General features: G+C 37.4%; 15 protein-coding genes. 12 read left to right on the forward strand and 3 right to left on the reverse strand.

The features are described from left to right. Positions 1-268 precede the first annotated feature (268 nt). Positions 269-859 carry a uracil-DNA glycosylase family protein gene (locus tag AAX18_RS08365; protein WP_046953549.1) on the forward strand — a complete coding sequence of 197 codons (591 nt, stop codon included), beginning with the start codon at positions 269-271 and terminating at the stop codon, positions 857-859. Positions 860-1,306: 447 nt separating this feature from the next. Here AAX18_RS08365 and AAX18_RS08370 read toward each other — a convergent pair whose 3' ends face one another. Both AAX18_RS08370 and AAX18_RS08375 read right to left on the reverse strand, forming a co-directional pair. Beyond that, entirely contained in the window at positions 1,307-2,848 is a 1,542-nt protein-coding gene (locus AAX18_RS08370) for a peptide ABC transporter substrate-binding protein (RefSeq protein WP_046953550.1), read from the reverse strand. Beyond that, positions 2,841-3,203, reverse strand: coding sequence for a YbaN family protein (locus AAX18_RS08375; protein WP_005627297.1), 363 nt, complete (start codon positions 3,201-3,203; stop codon positions 2,841-2,843). The genes AAX18_RS08370 and AAX18_RS08375 overlap by 8 nt, the downstream gene beginning before the upstream one ends. Before the next feature lie 122 nt (positions 3,204-3,325). Here AAX18_RS08375 and prlC point away from each other — a divergent pair, with 122 nt between their 5' ends. After that, positions 3,326-5,368: an oligopeptidase A gene (prlC, locus tag AAX18_RS08380; protein ID WP_046953580.1), complete on the forward strand. Its 2,043-nt coding sequence runs from the start codon at positions 3,326-3,328 to the stop codon at positions 5,366-5,368. A gap of 95 nt (positions 5,369-5,463) precedes the next feature. On the opposite strand, the gene AAX18_RS08385 is transcribed toward prlC, so the two are convergent. Then, positions 5,464-7,266 carry an ATP-binding protein gene (locus AAX18_RS08385; RefSeq protein ID WP_046953551.1) on the reverse strand — a complete coding sequence of 601 codons (1,803 nt, stop codon included), beginning with the start codon at positions 7,264-7,266 and terminating at the stop codon, positions 5,464-5,466. A gap of 283 nt (positions 7,267-7,549) precedes the next feature. Here AAX18_RS08385 and rsfS point away from each other — a divergent pair, with 283 nt between their 5' ends. The 10 genes from rsfS (at position 7,550) to miaB (ending at position 17,201) form a co-directional block, all read left to right on the forward strand. Continuing rightward, entirely contained in the window at positions 7,550-7,858 is a 309-nt protein-coding gene (gene rsfS / locus AAX18_RS08390; protein ID WP_005635481.1) for a ribosome silencing factor, read from the forward strand. A gap of 53 nt (positions 7,859-7,911) precedes the next feature. Next, on the forward strand, positions 7,912-8,379 hold the full coding sequence (rlmH, locus tag AAX18_RS08395; protein WP_046953552.1) for a 23S rRNA (pseudouridine(1915)-N(3))-methyltransferase RlmH: 468 nt from the start codon (positions 7,912-7,914) through the stop codon (positions 8,377-8,379). 20 nt (positions 8,380-8,399) lie between these two features. Then, a complete protein-coding gene (gene mrdA / locus AAX18_RS08400; protein ID WP_046953553.1) occupies positions 8,400-10,355 on the forward strand; it encodes a penicillin-binding protein 2 in 1,956 nt (651 codons plus the stop codon). Next, the gene (rodA, locus tag AAX18_RS08405; RefSeq protein ID WP_005628767.1) at positions 10,345-11,460 is read left to right on the forward strand and encodes a rod shape-determining protein RodA; all 1,116 of its coding nucleotides are present in this window, start codon (positions 10,345-10,347) and stop codon (positions 11,458-11,460) included. Before mrdA ends, rodA begins: the two co-directional genes overlap by 11 nt. Positions 11,461-11,512: 52 nt before the next feature. After that, entirely contained in the window at positions 11,513-12,373 is an 861-nt protein-coding gene (locus AAX18_RS08410; protein ID WP_046953554.1) for a septal ring lytic transglycosylase RlpA family protein, read from the forward strand. 15 nt (positions 12,374-12,388) lie between these two features. Continuing rightward, positions 12,389-13,570, forward strand: coding sequence for a D-alanyl-D-alanine carboxypeptidase family protein (locus tag AAX18_RS08415; protein ID WP_005628763.1), 1,182 nt, complete (start codon positions 12,389-12,391; stop codon positions 13,568-13,570). Between the two features lie 103 nt (positions 13,571-13,673). Next, positions 13,674-13,952 carry a DUF493 family protein YbeD gene (gene ybeD, locus AAX18_RS08420; RefSeq protein ID WP_006995721.1) on the forward strand — a complete coding sequence of 93 codons (279 nt, stop codon included), beginning with the start codon at positions 13,674-13,676 and terminating at the stop codon, positions 13,950-13,952. 1 nt (position 13,953) lies between these two features. Beyond that, on the forward strand, positions 13,954-14,592 hold the full coding sequence (lipB, locus tag AAX18_RS08425) for a lipoyl(octanoyl) transferase LipB (RefSeq protein ID WP_046953555.1): 639 nt from the start codon (positions 13,954-13,956) through the stop codon (positions 14,590-14,592). Positions 14,593-14,643: 51 nt separating this feature from the next. Then, positions 14,644-15,606, forward strand: a complete 963-nt coding sequence (lipA, locus tag AAX18_RS08430) for a lipoyl synthase (RefSeq protein WP_005628755.1) — start codon at positions 14,644-14,646, stop codon at positions 15,604-15,606. A gap of 170 nt (positions 15,607-15,776) precedes the next feature. Next, on the forward strand, positions 15,777-17,201 hold the full coding sequence (gene miaB / locus AAX18_RS08435; protein WP_046953556.1) for a tRNA (N6-isopentenyl adenosine(37)-C2)-methylthiotransferase MiaB: 1,425 nt from the start codon (positions 15,777-15,779) through the stop codon (positions 17,199-17,201). Positions 17,202-17,210: the final 9 nt, after the last annotated feature.

Below are 17,210 nucleotides of genomic sequence, written 5' to 3' on the forward strand. Positions count from 1 at the left end.
CCAAATACATAAATAGAATAAAGCAGAGTAGAATAAAAGATAAGAACCCCGTGTCGAAAGATATGGGGTTTTTGTTTTTTACAATCTACTTATTATTTCATGAAAAGAATTAAAGCAGGAAATAGAGATTTTATTTCAGCACTAAGTTTTTAGTCTTGTATTGCCTACAATATAGTTTTAATAAATATACCTATTTATATCATTTAGAGTTTGGATTTTTCATATTTTTTAAATAGACTTTATACACTCATTTCTAATGACAGCCATTATGTTTAAAACTTTAGACGAAATAACTTCAAGTATTATCGCTGATCCTCAAAATAAAAATTTTACAGAACGTGGAATTTTCCCTTTATTTTCGGCTCCTAAAATAGCTCGAATTAATATCGTTGGTCAAGCTCCAGGGTTAAAAGCTGAGCAGACTCGTTTATATTGGAATGATAAAAGCGGTGATCGTCTGCGTGATTGGCTAGGTGTGGATTACGATTATTTTTATAATTCTGGGATGTTTGCGGTTCTTCCTATGGATTTTTATTATCCTGGAAAAGGTAAATCTGGTGACTTACCACCTCGTCAAGGTTTTGCAGAAAAATGGCATCCGATAATTTTAGAGCACCTGCCTAATATTCAGCTCACTATTCTTATTGGGCAATATGCACAGAAATATTATCTACCTGAAAACAAAGATAATGTAACTGGGACTGTAAAAAATTATCGTCAATGCTTACCGCACTTTATGCCTCTCGTGCATCCTTCCCCACGTAATCAGCTTTGGGTAAGAAAGAATCCTTGGTTTCTAGAGCAAGTTATTCCTGAATTACAAATGTTAGTAAGATATATCATTAATGATAAAGATTAAGTATTTTTATATGAATACATACATAGCTTATTTATTATTACAGTTATGAAATATGGAGGCCTATAGGATCAAATAGTTGCTAAAAATGTGCTTAACTCCCTATATTATGAATATATTTTTACTTATGAGAAATATATAGAATTAAATATTGAAAAAACTACAAATAGGATAAAAGGACGGTTTAAGGTGCTTGAGAATAAATTACGCTACTCACGTTAGTTTAACGAGAAAGCATAAGATCTTATTTATGCAGGATTTTTCAAATAAAAAAGCTGGTAAGGATTATAAAATTTAATTCTTACAAGCTATTCTTTCCCACATGCCAATATTGAAAGTAGTTTCAATAGTATATATGGCAGAATTAATACTTATAAAGTAAAGATCTCTAATTATGATCCAGGTAAAATAGTATGGTTTTTATTTTTAATCATAGTTAATCTAAAATTACTAATTTTTAACCTTTCGCCACAAATTTTTACTATAAATGGTTCCAACAGAATTCGCTTGTGCGCCCATTATACTTGGCGTAAGATAAACTGGCGTATTATATTGAAAAATGGGTAACACTAAATATTCTTGTTGAACTATCCCTTTTAATTTCGCGTAATTTTCTAACCGCACTTTTTCGGATGTTGTCGTCATTGCACTTTCAAATAAACGATCAAATTCTGCATTTTTATAGCCATTTTTGTTATCAGGGCTTTTGGAATAGAACAAATTTAAGAAAGCGACAGGATCATTAAAATCTGCGCACCAACCTGATCGAATTAATTGAAAATCGCCTTTTGTGCGAGCCGTTTGCAATTCTTGCCAACTCATCCCTTGATGTTCAACTCGTAATAAATCTGATTGCGATAACTGACGATTTAATCGCGTTGCAATGGTTTGATTCAGAGACGAATCATCATAACGAATGCGTAATTTCAACGGGTTAGTTTCACTAATTTGATTATGGGGAAGAAGCTGTTCTGCAACAACTGGCTCCCAAACAGATTCTTGCTCACCTAGCATAGATTTAGGTAAAAAAGTATTACTTGGATGAAGATGAGAAATATCTGCAACCAAATTTTTCGTAGAAATCATCGAAGCAATCGCTTTTCTTATCGCACTTTTTTGCAACATAGGATCGGCAAGATTAAACTCATAGAAGTAAGTACAAAGTTGCGGATAATCTTGGATATTTTGAACTGTTTTTTGCGGATTTATTACAACATCAAAATCAGACAAATCTCTATCTGCTGCAATTTTTTGATACTTCACTTGCTGAAATATCACTTTTTCCTTTGCCCAATAATAAGGATTGGCAGTTAAAATATGCTGATTTTCAGCCTGGCTTTGTAATTGATAGGCGCCATTGCTGATAAGCATTTCAGGCGATTTTGTATAGCGAGGCAAAAGGCTGACGTGCGCCAGCATAGAAGGTATATATGGCGATGCTTTATCTAATTCAATGCGTAAAGTGCGGTCATTTTCAGCGAACAATCCAAGCGATTCCACAGTTAGTGTTTTTTCCAATACTGCCTTCGCATTTTTCAGATTCATGAAAGCCAAATAATTTTTAAGTGGACTTTCAGATTGAGAAAGTGCTTGCCAAGATTGTACAAAATCAGAGGCAGTCACCGCTTCACCATTTGACCATTTGGCATTTTCACGCAAAATGAAAATCCACGTTTTATTATCTTTAGTTTGCCAGCTTTCTGCCACGGCAGGAACAAGATTACCTTGGGCATCATAAGCTGTTAAGCCCTCAAAAAGATCCCGTAATAATTGCGTTTGTTCTTCGTTTTGTGCTTGCCAAGGTTGCAAAGTAAAATCGCTATAAACACCACGTTTTAATTCAACTCGGTTAGATTCCAATTGAGTATTTTTAGGTGTCTCAACTTGTGGTGAAGCAGATTTTGGATTATCCAATTTATCACAAGCCACCACCGTAAAAATGATAGAAAGAATAACTGTACTTCGCTGGCACAAAGCGAGAAAATTATTCATTTTCAGTTTTAATCCAAAACAAGAAGAACCAATACTTAATACAAATCAACGCTGCAATAACGCTACGCCCTATTACGCTTGGCGTGAAATAAAAACCAATAAGCAACATTGTGGTCGAAAAACTCAAAATATAAATTTTGGTATTTTTCTTTAATGATCGATTTTCATTAAAAGACTTAAGATGTTTTTGATAAATACTTGTGCCTAAAAACCATTGTTCTAAGCGTTTTGAACCTTTTGTAAAGAAAAATAAGGTAAGCAATAAAAAAGGCGTGGTCGGTAAAATAGGAAGGAAAATTCCAATGATGCCAAGTGCAAGAGAAAGAAAACCTAAAACAATGTAAATAAACTTCATAATGTTCCTAATAAAAAGAAAATGCGAACCATTATTACTGATTTTTTAGATTTTTCAACCTTGATATTATAGAATTTGCCGTCACATAAAGAGTAATTTTCAAAAAAGGAACATTTATGTCTATGTCAAATCCATTACTTAACATTCAAGGCCTACCGCCATTTTCACAAATAAAACCAGAACATATTCAACCGGCTGTTGAAAAATTAATTCAAGATTGTCGCAATACGATAGAACAAGTGTTAAAACAACCGCACTTTACTTGGGAAAATTTCATTTTGCCTTTAACGGAAACCAATGATCGCTTAAACCGAGCTTGGTCACCCGTTTCTCATCTCAATTCAGTAAAAAACAGTGCTGAATTACGTGAAGCCTATCAAGCGTGCTTGCCGTTACTTTCTGAATACAGCACTTGGGTTGGTCAGCATAAAGGGCTTTATAATGCCTATTTGGCGTTAAAAAATAGTGCTGAATTTACTGACTATTCTATTGCGCAAAAGAAAGCCATTGAAAATTCACTGCGTGATTTTGAACTTTCAGGTATCGGGCTTTCAGAAGACAAACAACAACGTTATGGCGAAATTGTGACGCGCTTATCGGAATTAAATTCACAATTTAGCAATAACGTATTAGATGCCACCATGGGTTGGGAAAAACTCATTGAAAACGAAGCAGAACTTGCTGGGTTACCTGAATCTGCACTACAAGCTGCACAACAATCTGCCGAAAGTAAAGGATTAAAAGGCTATCGTTTTACGTTAGAAATTCCAAGTTATTTGCCTGTGATGACTTACTGTGAAAATCGTGCATTGCGTGAAGAAATGTACCATGCTTATGCAACACGCGCCTCAGAACAAGGCCCTAATGCTGGCAAATGGGACAACAGTAAAGTTATGGAAGAAATTCTTACATTACGCGTAGAGCTAGCAAAATTACTCGGTTTTAATACTTACACCGAACTTTCACTTGCCACCAAAATGGCAGAAAACCCACAACAAGTGCTCAATTTCTTAGATCATCTTGCCGAACGTGCCAAACCACAAGGCGAAAAAGAACTGCAAGAATTGAGAGATTACTGCGAAAAAGAATTTGGTGTCACTGAACTTGCGCCTTGGGATATTGGTTTTTACAGCGAAAAACAAAAACAACATTTATACGCTATTAATGATGAAGAACTTCGCCCTTACTTTCCTGAAAATCGCGTGATTTCAGGATTGTTTGAATTAATTAAACGCATTTTCAATATTCGTGCAGTTGAACGCAAAGGCGTAGATACTTGGCATAAAGATGTGCGTTTTTTTGATTTAATTGATGAAAACGATCAACTCCGTGGCAGTTTCTATCTTGATTTATATGCACGCGAACACAAACGTGGTGGTGCGTGGATGGATGACTGTATCGGACGTAAGCGTAAACTGGATGGCAGCATTCAAACGCCTGTGGCTTATTTAACTTGCAACTTCAACGCACCGATAGGGAATAAGCCAGCGTTATTTACGCATGATGAAGTGACTACCCTATTCCACGAATTTGGTCACGGCATTCATCATATGCTCACGCAAATTGATGTCTCCGATGTAGCGGGGATTAACGGTGTGCCTTGGGATGCCGTGGAATTACCAAGCCAATTTATGGAAAACTGGTGCTGGGAAGAGGAGGCTTTGGCGTTTATTTCAGGGCATTACGAAACAGGCGAGCCGTTGCCAAAAGAAAAGCTCACGCAATTGTTAAAAGCGAAAAATTTCCAAGCCGCAATGTTTATCTTGCGTCAACTTGAATTTGGGATTTTTGATTTCCGTTTGCATCACACCTTTGATGCGGAAAAAACCAATCAAGTTTTGGATACACTTAAATCAGTGAAATCACAAGTTGCCGTCATAAAAGGCGTAGATTGGGCAAGAACTCCGCACAGTTTCAGCCATATTTTTGCAGGGGGCTACGCCGCAGGTTATTACAGCTATTTATGGGCTGAAGTCTTATCAGCTGATGCCTATTCACGCTTTGAAGAAGAAGGTATTTTCAACCCAATCACCGGCAAATCATTCTTAGATGAAATTCTCACGCGTGGTGGCTCAGAAGAACCAATGGAACTCTTCAAACGCTTCCGTGGCCGTGAACCACAATTAGATGCGTTGTTAAGACATAAAGGAATATTAAATAGATAATAAAAACAGAATACCCGGCCAAAGCCGGGTTCTTTTTATCTCATAAAATGATGACTATAACGCACCTTTGATATCTAAATAAATTCCTAAAAGGATTATTCCTCTACTTTACAAAATTTAGCTAAGTCTTCTACATTTTCTAACCACTGATTCCCAATTTTATCAATCAATTCTCCACAATTAAAAACATCAGAATTTTTAGCCGCACTTTCTAAAGTATCCGCTAATTGACGTAAATGATTTAACCCTACCGATGCCGCTGCCCCTTTAATTTTATGGGCGGTATCTTCCGTTTCTTTCATATTATCTTTTGATAATTGAACAATATAATTTGGCATAGTTTGTTTGAATAAAGATAAATTTTCTAAAATTTGGGGTTTTCCAAGCGTTTCTATCAGCGCTAAATCAAACTGTTCTGAAAGCTCATTATCATCATTTATTTCTATAATAGATTCACTTTCATCCACAAAAAATTGCTGCAGACAATGGTGTAAATCCTTAATTGAAATGGGTTTACGTAATACGCCATCCATGCCCATTTCTAAATATTCTTGCTCGCTTTGCATAACATTGGCGGTAAAAGCAATCATTGGCGGTAAAAAATCATAAATACCGTTTTCATAGTTCTCTCGCAAATATTGGGCGATTTCAAAACCACTCATATCTGGTAATTTAATATCTAGCAATAAAATGTCGTAAACATTTTTTTCAAATAAAGTGATCGCCTGCTTGCCATTTGTCGCAACATCAACATGATGCCCAAGTTTTTCTAAAATTGTTTTCGCAACCATAATATTGAGGTCAACATCCTCCACTAAAAGAATGGTCAAGGATGGAATATTTTTCTTAACGGATTCTTTTTCAGAAATTTCCTGAGCGTGGAGAGTAAGATGGAAAGTAGCACCTTTTCCTCGTTCACTTTCAACCGTTAAATCCCCTTCCATTAACTGAGCGAGATTTTTAGAAATAGCCAGCCCAATACCGCTGCCCGCACTTTGCTGGCGACTTTCTTTCACTTGATAATACATTTCAAAAATATGTTTTTGTTCTTCAGGCGAAATCCCCATTCCTGTATCTTTCACAATGAAATGGTAACAATCCTGATTTCTGATAATTTTCAGAATAATATTTCCCTGATCTGTAAACTTCACCGCATTACTAATTAAGTTCCACAAAATTTGGCTCAAGCGAACACGATCAAGATTCAACCAATTAGGCAAATTAGGTTCAAGCTCTAAAGAAAAAATAAGATTTTTTTGTTTGGCAAGGAAACTAGCAAAATTATAAATATCGTTTAATAAGGCGGGAAAATCTGTTGGCTGGCGATTTAATTCAATTCGACTGGCATCAATTTTTTCCAAATCAATAATATCGCTAAAAATATAGCCTAAACTGACCGCACTTATGTTGATAGTTTTTAAATAATTACGCTGGCGATCATCCAATTCATCATCAAGTAAAATCTGGCTAAGCCCCACAATCCCATTCAATGGCGTGCGCAATTCATGGCTTATTGTGGCAAGTAAGGTGCTTTTATCACGGCTATTTTTTTCTAACTTTTCCAATGCTTGGGATAATTTTTTCTGAGCGGCAATTCGCTCTGCGACCTCATTTTCCAACCGATTCACCGAGCTAGAAAGATCAAGACGAGAATGTTCAAGCTTTTCGACCAATAAAGTGAAAAAATAAATAACAAAAGGCGCAGTGAGTAAGCCAAAAGTTACCGAACGAAAAATATCTACCCAAGAAATCTGATGAACAATAAATAAACTAAATAAAATCTGAGTACAAAGTGCTAAAACCGCAAGAATCATCACGCCTAAAAGAGAAAAACGAAGGCGCCCAAGACGAATAACCCAATCCACATAACTCTGAGCAAAATATTTGAAACTTTTCATCGAATCTCCTAAAACATTATTACTGTTATCGAAAGTCCATGGCTAATCTGATTTCGAAGGATTATATTTCCCTCACTCAGAAAGTGAATTTTGTAATTTATAGGACTTGACTCTTTAGTTTACCTTGAATATAGCCATAATTGTAATAATGAATAGATTAGTTTTAAGTTTTTATGGTGGGGGGATTTATTAAAATATTAAAACATACTTGTTTTGCGTGGATTTTGCGCGAGAGGGTATTAAATGATAGAATCTCGCACTTTTATTGCGAAGCGAGAACAAAATGGCATTAGTTGAATTTTTGATGGAAACCTTAGATGGGTTAAAGGGAACAGATATTGTACATTTTGATGTACGTGGAAAATCATCGATTACGGATAATATGATTATTTGCACGGGTACATCGAGCCGCCAAGTTTCTGCAATGGCAGATAATTTAATTACAGAATGTAAAAAAGCAGGTTTTGAAACTTTTGGTGAAGAAGGTAAAAATACTGCAGATTGGATTGTTGTGGATCTTGGTCAAGCAATCGTACATATCATGCAACGTGACGCGCGTGAAATGTATCAATTAGAGAAACTTTGGGCGTAAATTTTAGTAAAGTGCGGTAAAAAATAACCGCACTTTTTAGATAAGGATGACTTGTGAAAATCACGTTAATTGCTGTTGGAACAAAAATGCCTTCTTGGGTTACAACGGGGTTTGAGGAATATCAACGCCGTTTCCCAAAAGATATGCCTTTTGAACTGATTGAAATCCCAGCAGGCAAGCGTGGAAAAAATGCTGATATTAAACGTATTCTAGAACAAGAAGGTAAAACGATGTTAGCTGCCTGTGGAAAAAGTAAAGTCGTGACGTTAGATATTCCAGGTAAACCTTGGACCACACCACAGTTAGCTGAGCAACTAGAAGCCTGGAAAAACGATGGCCGTGATGTATGCTTGTTGATCGGGGGACCTGAGGGGCTTTCGCCTGAATGTAAAGCCGCCGCAGAGCAAAGCTGGTCGCTTTCACCATTGACATTACCTCACCCGCTTGTTCGTGTTGTGGTTGCTGAAAGTTTGTATCGTGCGTGGTCGCTCACGACTAATCATCCTTATCACCGAGAATAGTAAATCCTCATTTTAGTCAGATGAATTTAAAACGATTCTTCAATACGCCAACTCATGAACCGTTCCGCGATAAAAAAGCGGAGCGTAACCTTTTTGCACGCCGAACTTTAGTGGCTTTTTTGGGGATTTTGCTACTAACAGGCGTGTTATTCACTAATATTTATCAGCTACAGATTGTTAATTTCGATACTTACCAAACTCGTTCTAATGGTAACCGAATTAAATTATTACCTTTACCGCCAACACGTGGCTTAATCTATGATCGTTACGGTAAATTATTAGCCGAAAATCTCACTTTTTTTGGTTTATACATTGTGCCAGAAAAAACTGAAAATTTAGACCGCACTTTAGATGAATTACGCTACATTGTGGGATTGACGGATAACGATATTGAAAATTTTAAAAAGGAACGTCGCCGCGGAACGCGTTACACGCCTATTTTATTGAAACCGAATTTAACAGAAGAACAAATAGCACGTTTTGCAGTGAGTGGCTATCAATACCCGAGTTTAGATGTACGTCCTTATTTCAAACGCTATTACTTATATGGCGAGATTATGACGCATATTTTAGGCTATGTGGGCAAAATCAATGATAAAGACGTTGAACGTTTGAAAAAAGATGAAAAATTTGCCAATTATTCTGGTAGCAATGATATGGGGAAATTGGGGATTGAACGCTATTACGAGGATGAGTTACATGGCACCACAGGTTTTGAAGAAGTAGAAATCAACAACCGCGGTAAAGTTATTCGCAAGTTACGTGAGCAACCTTCAGTAGCAGGAAAAAGTATTTATCTTACTATCGATTTAGAGTTGCAGCGTTATATCACTGATCTTTTGGCAGGGCAAAAAGGCGCGATTGTTGTATTGGATCCTAAAGATAGTGGTGTGCTGGCTATGGTGTCCACGCCAAGTTATGACAATAATTTGTTTGTTGATGGTATTTCCTCAGAAGATTATAAGCGCCTATTAAATGATCCTGCTCGCCCGCTTTATAGTCGAGCGACTCAAGGTGTGTATCCTCCTGCTTCTACGGTGAAACCTTTTATTGCAGTGGCTGCACAAACTGAAAATGTGATTAGCCAAAATACGACGATTTTTGACCCTGGCTATTGGGTATTGCCAAATACGACTAAGCGATTTCGAGATTGGAAAAAGAGCGGTCATGGTTATACAGATTTAAATAAAGCAATTACAGAATCATCCGATACTTATTTTTACCAAGTCGCTCATAGTATGGGAATTGATCGTCTTTCTGATTGGATGAAACGATTTGGCTTTGGTATGCCAACTGGGATTGAAATTCAAGAAGAAACGGCAGCCAATATGCCAACGCGCGAATGGAAACAAAAACGCTATAAACGCCCTTGGGTACAAGGTGATACTATTTCTGTGGGAATTGGTCAAGGGTATTGGACTGCAACCCCGTTACAAGTAGCAAAAGCAACAGCTGTATTGGTGAACAATGGCAAGGTGAATACCCCACATTTAATGAAAGCAATTGAAGTATCTACTCTAAAACCTTATGAAGATCCTTTGCTTTATCCTGATATTACAGAGGCTAAACAAAGCTATTGGGATGCTGCAAAACGTGGAATGTATAATGTTGTCAATTCAGCTTTAGGGACGGGGAGAAAGGCTTTTGCTGGAGCAAACTATCGTGTAGCAGGAAAATCAGGTACTGCTCAAGTGTTTAGTTTAAAAGAAAATGAAAAATACAATGCGGCGGGATTGAAAAAAGAACTACATGATCACGCATGGTTTACCGCATATGCGCCTTATGAAAACCCTAGATTGGTTGTGACAGTTATTTTAGAGAATGCGGGTGGTGGATCAAGTAATGCCGCACCCTTAGCGCGTAAAGTGATGGATTACTATTTAAATCAGCGTTTACCACAAGTTGAAAAATATAATGCAACCATTCAGCAAAAAGAAGATTTACCACAAGAGAGAGAGCAAATAAATGGAAGATAAAATCCCTTTCTGGTTGCGCGCATGGCAACGTTTGCATATTGATTTTTGGCTTTTTATTGGCTTAGTTGCAATAACAGCCTATGGCATGCTTGTGCTTTATAGTGCCACTGGTGCGAGTGAAACTATGTTTAACAACCGGATTATTCAGGTTTTTCTTGGATTTACTGTTATGCTCGTCATGGCACAATTTCCACCTAAATTTTATCAACGCATTGCGCCTTATCTTTATCTGATAGGCTTTATCATGTTGATTTTAGTCGATGCTATTGGAACAACCAGTAAAGGGGCACAGCGTTGGCTTGATCTTGGATTTATTCGTTTTCAACCCTCTGAAATTGTAAAGCTTGCGGTTCCATTAATGGTTGCTGTGTATTTAGGTAATCGACCACTTCCACCTAAATTAAGTGAAACATTTATTGCGATTGCAATGATTATGATTCCGACTTTACTTGTGGCTATACAACCAGATTTAGGCACATCAATTTTGGTAAGTGCGTCAGGTTTATTTGTAGTATTTTTAGCGGGAATGAGTTGGTGGCTAATTTTAGCAGCAGTGATTGGCTTAGCTGGATTTATTCCGATCATGTGGCTATATCTAATGCACGATTATCAACGCACTCGCGTTCTCACATTATTGGATCCAGAAAAAGATCCTCTCGGTGCCGGCTATCATATTTTACAATCAAAGATTGCGATTGGTTCTGGGGGGCTTTGGGGAAAAGGCTGGATGCAGGGTACGCAATCTCAGCTTGAATTCTTACCTGAACCTCATACAGATTTTATTTTTGCTGTAATGAGTGAAGAACATGGAATGATTGGTTTTCTTATTTTGATCTCCATTTATATGTTCATTATTGTACGTGGTTTGATTATTGCTGTGAACGCGCAAACTTCTTTTGGGCGAATTCTTGCTGGTGCAACGACGTTAATTTTCTTTGTCTATGTGTTTGTTAACATAGGCATGGTAAGTGGTATTTTGCCTGTAGTGGGTGTGCCATTACCTTTATTCAGCTATGGCGGTACATCTTACGTTGCTATTATGGCTGCTTTTGGCTTGGTGATGTCAGTTCATACACATCAAGTAAAATTTATGAAAGGGAACTAATTTCATTTTTACTTTTCTTAAAAGGGTAAATAAATGAAAATAGTCAACGCTTATGAAATTAAAAACATTATTAAATCTGACCGCATTTGCTTTGTTTGCTATAATTACTAGCTTTTCAGTACATGCAGACACTCACAAAATGTATGGTATCCAAGGGGATAAACTTTCGATTATAACCAAAGTACCTGCCCCTAGTACTTATTCCGTTAAAGGGCAAACTTATACGACAAAAACTGAAGATGATGCTAAATCCTATGCGAAAGAAGGGATGGCTAGTTACTATCATCTCAAATTTAATGGGCGTAGAACTGCAAGTGGTGATGTTTATAATTCAACACAATTTACTGCGGCACATAAAACATTGCCAATAAATTCTTATGCTTTGGTGACTAATTTACATAACAACCGTAAAGTTATAGTACGTATTAATGATCGTGGGCCTTTTAGTGATAAACGTTTAATTGATCTTTCTCATGCGGCGGCGAAAGAAATAGGATTAATTTCTCGCGGTATGGGGCATGTTAGAATTGAGGCGTTGCATGTTGCCAAAAATGGGAGTTTATCGGGCGCTGCGACAAGAACGTTGGCTAAGCATGCGAAAACTAAAGAAGCAGCTGATCGTTTAGTAAAATTTACTGCATCTTCTAATAAGTCGTTTAAGATGGTAAATGAAAAAAAAGGAAATGACGTTTATCGTTTGAAAATGCTTGAAGTTACCTCTCGTAGCCAAGCTGATAAGTTAATTACACAACTCGCATTAGATAATATTCAAGTCGAAGTAAATCGTTCAGGCAATAAATACGAAATTCACATTGGGCCTTTTGATAACGAAACACAAATGTCACAAGTGAGAACCAAATTACAAAAAATGGCAGTCAATAAGCCATTAATTGTTTACACATATAAAAATTAATTGTAGGAATACACTATGTTGAAAAGAACAACAAAAATCGCATTTTTATCAAGTTTTGTGGCACTTAGTGCTTTTTCGGTATCTGCAGAGGATATGCAGTTTGGCGTAACTCCGCCACAAATTACTGCTCAAACGTATGTATTGATGGATTACAATTCTGGCGCAATTTTGGCCGCACTTAATCCTGACGAGCGTCAATATCCCGCATCTTTAACTAAAATGATGACAAGTTATGTGGTAGGGAGTGCTTTAAAACAGGGTAAAATTCACAATACCGATATGGTAACCATTGGTGAGAGTGCATGGGGGCGTAATTTCCCAGACTCATCAAAAATGTTTTTAGATTTAAATACACAAGTATCTGTAGCAGATTTGAATCGTGGTGTGATTGTTGTATCCGGTAATGACGCAACAGTGGCATTGGCTGAACATATCTCTGGCAATGTACCGAACTTTGTAGAAACAATGAATAAATATGTTCAACAATTTGGTTTGAAAAATACAAATTTCACCACGCCGCATGGTTTAGACGATCCTAATCAATATTCTTCCGCGCGTGATATGGCGCTTATTGGTGCGCATATTATTCGTGATTTACCTGAAGAATATAAAATTTACTCAGAAAAAGATTTTACATTTAACAAAATCAAACAACCTAACCGTAATGGACTATTATGGGATAAAACGATTAATGTTGATGGAATGAAAACAGGTCATACTAGCCAAGCTGGATATAACTTAGTTGCTTCAGCGACTACACCAAATAATATGCGTTTAATTTCTGTAGTAATGGGTGTCCCAACTTACAAAGGTCGTGAAGTAGAAAGTAAAAAACTTTTACAATGGGGTTTTGCTAATTTCGAAACATTTAAAACTTTAGAGGCTGGCAAAGAAATTTCAGAGCAACCTGTTTATTACGGTAATAAAGATAGTGTGAAATTAGGCACATTACAAGATAGCTTTATCACAGTTCCGAAAGGCAAACAAAATGAGCTGAAAGCTCGCTATGAGTTAGAAAGTAAAAACTTACAAGCGCCTTTAGCAAAAGGCCAAGTCGTAGGTAAAGTCATTTATCAATTAGAAGGTAAAGATATTGCAGCGGTAAACTTACAAGTGATGGATGAAGTGGGCGAAGCTGGTATTTTCGGAAAAGCTTGGGATTGGCTCGTGCTCACTGTAAAAGGCTTATTTGCATAAAATATGCCAGCAACTTACCGCACTTTTTTCATTTTTAACTGAGGCATTCGTAATGTGTGGGTGGTGTACCATCCACACATCATTTTTATTATTGGGAAATAATATGACAACAGAAAACGATTACGCAAAACTTAAAGAATTAATGGAATTTCCAGCAAAAATGACATTTAAAGTTGCTGGAATTAATCGCGAGGGGTTAGCGCAAGATCTAATTCAAGTCGTTCAAAAATATATTAAAGGTGATTATATTCCTAAGGAAAAACGGAGTAGTAAAGGTACCTACAATTCGGTTTCAATCGACATTATTGCTGAAAACTTTGAGCAGGTAGAAACACTTTATAAAGAACTTGCTAAAGTTGAAGGCGTAAAAATGGTTATCTAGTATGAATAATTCCCTTATCGTTCGCCAGTTAGGGTTGCAAGATTATCAAGAAATTTGGCATAAAATGCAGAATTTCACAGATAGTCGCACCGCGGAAACGCAAGACGAAATTTGGTTGGTGCAACATCCTCCTGTATTTACCCAAGGGCAAGCAGGTAAACCTGAGCATCTTTTACAGCGTAGTGAAATACCTGTGGTGCAGTCGGATCGTGGTGGGCAAATAACCTATCATGCACCCGGTCAGCAAGTGATGTATGTGCTCATTGATGTTAAGCGTCATGAGAATTTAAATGTGCGTCAATTAGTTACCGCACTTGAGCAAACGGTGGTAAAAACCTTAGCTGAATATGGTATTGAAAGTTATCCAAAACCTGATGCACCAGGCGTGTATGTGGATGGAAAAAAGATTTGTTCTCTTGGACTGCGTATTCGTCGTGGGTGCTCTTTTCACGGGTTAGCATTGAATATCAATATGGATCTGAATCCATTTCATTATATTAACCCATGCGGCTATGCTGGTCTTGAAATGTGTCAAGTAGCGGATTTTGTTAATCAAGATGAAGCTAATTGCGATAAGGTTTCACCAAAATTAATTAAACACTTTGCCGAGCTTTTAGGCTATAATGTAACAAATTTGTAATATTTAATGATCAAAAATGCCCTATTTGGGCATTTTTATTTAGGAACGCTTATGTCAACGCCTTTCAAAATGGAACGTGGTGTAAAATATCGCGATGCGGCAAAAACGTCGATTATTCCAGTAAAAAATATTGATCCAAACCAAGAGCTATTGAAAAAGCCAGAATGGATGAAAATTAAACTTCCGGCAAATTCACTTAAAATTGAAAGCATCAAAAATGGAATGCGTCGTCATGGTTTACATTCCGTTTGTGAAGAAGCATCTTGTCCAAATTTACACGAATGTTTTAATCATGGAACAGCAACTTTTATGATTTTAGGCGCAATTTGCACGCGCCGTTGCCCGTTCTGTGATGTTGCACATGGGAAACCATTACCGCCCGATCCTGAAGAACCACAAAAATTAGCTGAAACTATCCAAGATATGAAACTTAAATATGTGGTGATTACATCGGTGGATCGTGATGATTTACCTGATCGTGGCGCAGGTCATTTTGCAGAATGTGTAAAAGCTGTGCGTGAACTTAATCCTAACATTAAGATTGAGATTTTAGTGCCTGATTTCCGTGGTCGCATTACACAGGCATTGGAAAAATTAAAAGATAATCCGCCAGATGTCTTTAACCATAATTTAGAAAACGTGCCGCGCCTATACAAAGAGATTCGCCCAGGGGCAGATTACGAATGGTCACTTAAATTATTGCGTGAATTTAAAGAAATGTTCCCGAATATCCCAACTAAATCTGGTTTAATGGTGGGATTAGGTGAAACTAATGAAGAGATTTTACAAGTCATGCAAGATTTACGTGATAACGGTGTGACAATGCTCACGTTGGGGCAATATCTTCAACCTAGCCGCCATCATTTGCCAGTTGCGCGTTATGTTCCGCCAGCTGAATTTGATGAATTCCGTGAGAAAGCCAATGAAATGGGCTTTGAACATGCGGCTTGTGGACCATTTGTTCGCTCTTCTTATCACGCTGATTTACAAGCCAGTGGCGGATTAGTGAAATAATTAAAAATTGCGCTGAATTAAACCGCACTTTTAGCATGTCACAAAAGTGCGGTTTATTTTTGATGTTTTGTTTCACCGAATATTTACTAGCCAGAATTATTGCAAGCCTGTAAAATAGCCGACCGCTTTATTCGACTAATTATTTATAACACCTGACGATATTGTAGAAAATGACTCAAAAATTACATATTAAAACTTGGGGCTGCCAGATGAACGAATACGATTCATCTAAAATGGCAGATCTTTTATTAAGTACTCATGGATTAGAACTTACCGAAATTCCTGAAGAAGCAGACGTATTATTATTGAATACCTGTTCTATTCGTGAAAAAGCACAAGAAAAAGTGTTCCACCAACTTGGTCGTTGGAAAGAGTTAAAGAAAAATAAGCCAAATTTAGTGATTGGTGTGGGCGGCTGTGTGGCCTCTCAAGAAGGGGAACATATTCGCCATCGTGCACCTTATGTAGATATTATTTTTGGTCCACAAACTTTGCACCGCCTGCCTGAAATGATTAACCAAATTCGTGGTGGTAAGAGTTCTGTTGTAGATGTAAGTTTCCCTGAAATTGAGAAATTTGACCGCTTACCTGAACCTCGTGCAGAAGGTCCAACAGCATTTGTTTCGATTATGGAAGGCTGTAATAAATACTGTACTTTCTGTGTTGTACCTTATACACGTGGTGAAGAAGTTAGCCGTCCTGTGGATGACGTGCTATTTGAAATTGCGCAGCTTGCGGATCAAGGTGTGCGTGAGGTCAACCTACTTGGTCAAAATGTAAATGCTTATCGTGGTCCGACACATGATGGTCAAATTTGTAGCTTTGCTGAGTTGCTTCGTCTCGTGGCGTCTATCGATGGTATTGACCGTTTACGTTTTACAACCAGTCATCCAATAGAATTTACGGATGATATTATTGACGTATATCGTGATACGCCTGAATTGGTGAGTTTCTTGCATCTTCCAGTCCAAGCGGGTTCTGACCGTGTATTAACGATGATGAAACGAGGTCATACAGCATTAGAATATAAATCTATTATTCGTAAACTTCGTGCTGTGCGTCCTGATATTCAAATCAGCTCAGACTTTATTGTTGGTTTCCCGGGGGAAACTGCGGAAGATTTTGAGCAAACTATGAATTTGATTGCACAACTGAACTTTGATATGAGCTTCAGTTTTGTGTACTCAGCCCGACCAGGTACGCCTGCTGCAGATATGCCAGATGATGTAACGGAAGATGAAAAGAAACAACGTCTTTATGTGTTACAAGAGCGTATTAATCAACAAGCTGCACAGTTTAGCCGTCGCATGCTTGGCACAGAACAACGCGTGCTAGTTGAAGGGCCGTCGAAGAAAGACATTATGGAATTGACGGGACGTACTGAAACGAATCGTATTGTCAATTTCCAAGGTTCTCCGGAGATGATTGGTAAATTTGTGGATGTGAAAATCACTGATGTTTATACCAATTCTCTACGCGGTGAAGTGGTGCGTACAGAAGATGAAATGGGATTACGTATTGCGCAATCTCCACAAGAAGTGATGAATCGCACACGTAAAGAAGATGAATTAGGTGTAGGGCGTTATCACGGCTAATTGAAATCT

It is taken from the genome of Haemophilus haemolyticus (assembly GCF_001008205.1).
Lineage (GTDB): Bacteria > Pseudomonadota > Gammaproteobacteria > Enterobacterales > Pasteurellaceae > Haemophilus > Haemophilus haemolyticus_Q.